Origin of the sequence: uncultured Microscilla sp. (assembly GCF_947493425.1) — a bacterium.
Lineage (GTDB): Bacteria > Bacteroidota > Bacteroidia > Cytophagales > Microscillaceae > Microscilla.
Map to the genome: position 1 here is coordinate 1 of NZ_CANLRP010000366.1, position 2,001 is coordinate 2,001.

Here is a 2,001-nt window from a genome sequence, read left to right on the forward strand (position 1 = left end):
ATTCATCGGTATCTAAGGACTTGCGACTTGTCGCACCGATATGCATCGGTATCCAAGGACTTGAAGCTTGCCCCTGTCAAGGCTATGGACTACGGACTAAATGCTCTGGACTATTGATATATATAGCCTTTATTAGAGCTTTACGCTTAACTTTGTCCAATGCTGTAGCCAGCCTTTTTGCTGTATTCTTTCGAGCATTATGGCAGGCTTATCGGCAAAATAAGGGGTAGGACGAAGGATAAGGTCAAACAAGTCGTTGAAACCCCAGGGAGCCACAAAACTCAAGCTATTATCTTTTTGGGCACGTACCCCAATTGCAGTAGCCGTTTCTACCCAATTGCTCAATGCATTATGCAATGATGTATAGGGTACATGCCCTGATTTTTGGTGCATACGTGCTTGGTTTTTCACCGACCAATTTACCCCAGGGAGCTGTTCATAAAGTAGACTTTCCAGCTGTTGATCTTGTTTTTTTGATAAATTGCCCTCATCAAAATATACCACATCTACATCGTTTAGCGGAGTACTGGCGGCTAAACCATGGGCATAGTCCCAGTATAAGTTGCGTACAAAACCTGCCGATGCATAAAGTAATGCCTGACCAAAATCATTCTGCACTTCTCTGACCGCAACCAGTATGCCTTTTCTTAAAGCATCATTATTCATGAGTTGGGCGAGCCACTTTTCTTGAGTAGCAGTAACCAAATCGTAAAAAAAAGTGTGATTATTTAACATTATTTGTAGAGTACAAACGCCAAAGTATCTTCTTTATCTACTGGTGTGAAAGAATGTCATAACATTTAATAGCTTTTGTAGTTGTTATATACAACAGAGTGTTTTAGCGACCCAATAACTACCCATAACTTATGAATACTGCTCCAGAAATTGTAAAAGATGTATTAAATATCAACGCTCCGGTATTGCAGCCTATCAACGTTGTTTTGCTTAACATGTTTGGGCAAGTAGTATTGAATACACAAGCACAAGTCAAAAACGGCGTGGCTCAAATACACCTCGCTACTTTGTCTTATGGCACCTATCAGGCACAAATCCATTTGGGTGATGATACCCTTACCCAATTCATTGAAAAAAGGTAAGCTTCTTTATTTTACCAAATCTTTGGCGTACCTGGTTTGGCTATAGAGTTCATGATGCATAAAAGGGATAAGTGCAAGCACTACTGCTTGTACATAATATTCTTTGCGGTCAATCAAGCCATTGGTCAAAATACCCACTGAACCACTTTGGGTTTTAGAGTCTTTTCGTTGAAATACCATATCGTCTGCCACCCCAAGTTCATAGCCTTGTTTTACAAGCTCGCTGACTTTTGGGGGGAGCATAAACGAAGCTGTTTTGGCAACTCCTTGTTGCTCAGGTGATAGTACCACTATCCAGGCAAAAACCTCCATTGTATTCTGCAAAAAGTCTACACCTCCCTCTATTCCTACCCAATAGTTGGCATCAGGCGTATGTTGTTGCGCGTTGAGCGCCCGGTGGTATGCCCCCCGATAAGTTTCCTGGGTATTCATAGGTTGATCGCTTACCTCAGAGGGGACATCAATGCCTTGAATGCAAAAGCTTTCTTGAGGAAAAACCTGCTTGAACCCTGCTTGACTTGCTTCTACTTTTACGGGGTTTTTAGAAGCTACAATAATTTTTTTCATTGAAATGATTAATTTAAATTTAGAGTATAACAAATACTGTTAAACACAGGCGCGCACTATTTGCAACAGTATTACAACTTACAAAATAATGATAGTCAATAGTTGAATGCTCCCAAAAGTGCGAAAATGTTATATTTAGCTAGGCTACAACATTTTTTTAGCCGAAATATTGTGTTAGTGTTTGATAATTCGCATAGGTTTTGCAGCTTAGGAACGACAGATAGTTTTTGTTTTTGGGCTAAAATTACCAACTTTGGTTTAATAGACTTCTTGCGAAAGTGTTTTAAGCAGCATTTGCATTTACGAAAGTAGCAATCAGTGTCGCTCTTAGACCAAA

The 2,001-nt window shown here is 40.0% G+C and carries 3 protein-coding genes; 1 reads left to right on the forward strand and 2 read right to left on the reverse strand.

What is annotated here, in order from left to right; all coding sequences use genetic code 11:
• Positions 1-132 precede the first annotated feature (132 nt).
• Positions 133-735 carry a nucleotidyltransferase family protein gene (locus Q0954_RS33750; RefSeq protein ID WP_299466434.1) on the reverse strand — a complete coding sequence of 201 codons (603 nt, stop codon included), beginning with the start codon at positions 733-735 and terminating at the stop codon, positions 133-135.
• Positions 736-866: 131 nt separating this feature from the next.
• On the opposite strand from Q0954_RS33750, the gene Q0954_RS33755 reads away from it, so the two are divergent.
• Complete coding sequence (locus tag Q0954_RS33755) at positions 867-1,097, forward strand: T9SS type A sorting domain-containing protein (protein ID WP_299466437.1); 231 nt, start codon at positions 867-869, stop codon at positions 1,095-1,097.
• A gap of 6 nt (positions 1,098-1,103) precedes the next feature.
• On the opposite strand, the gene yjjX is transcribed toward Q0954_RS33755, so the two are convergent.
• Positions 1,104-1,664, reverse strand: coding sequence for an inosine/xanthosine triphosphatase (yjjX, locus tag Q0954_RS33760; RefSeq protein ID WP_299466440.1), 561 nt, complete (start codon positions 1,662-1,664; stop codon positions 1,104-1,106).
• Positions 1,665-2,001: the final 337 nt, after the last annotated feature.

Coding starts and splice junctions, on each gene's coding strand:
- Q0954_RS33755 (WP_299466437.1), top strand. CDS start 867: ATGAATACTGCTCCAGAAATTGTAAAAGATGTATTAAATATCAACGCT.
- Q0954_RS33750 (WP_299466434.1), bottom strand. CDS start 735: ATGTTAAATAATCACACTTTTTTTTACGATTTGGTTACTGCTACTCAA.
- yjjX (WP_299466440.1), bottom strand. CDS start 1,664: ATGAAAAAAATTATTGTAGCTTCTAAAAACCCCGTAAAAGTAGAAGCA.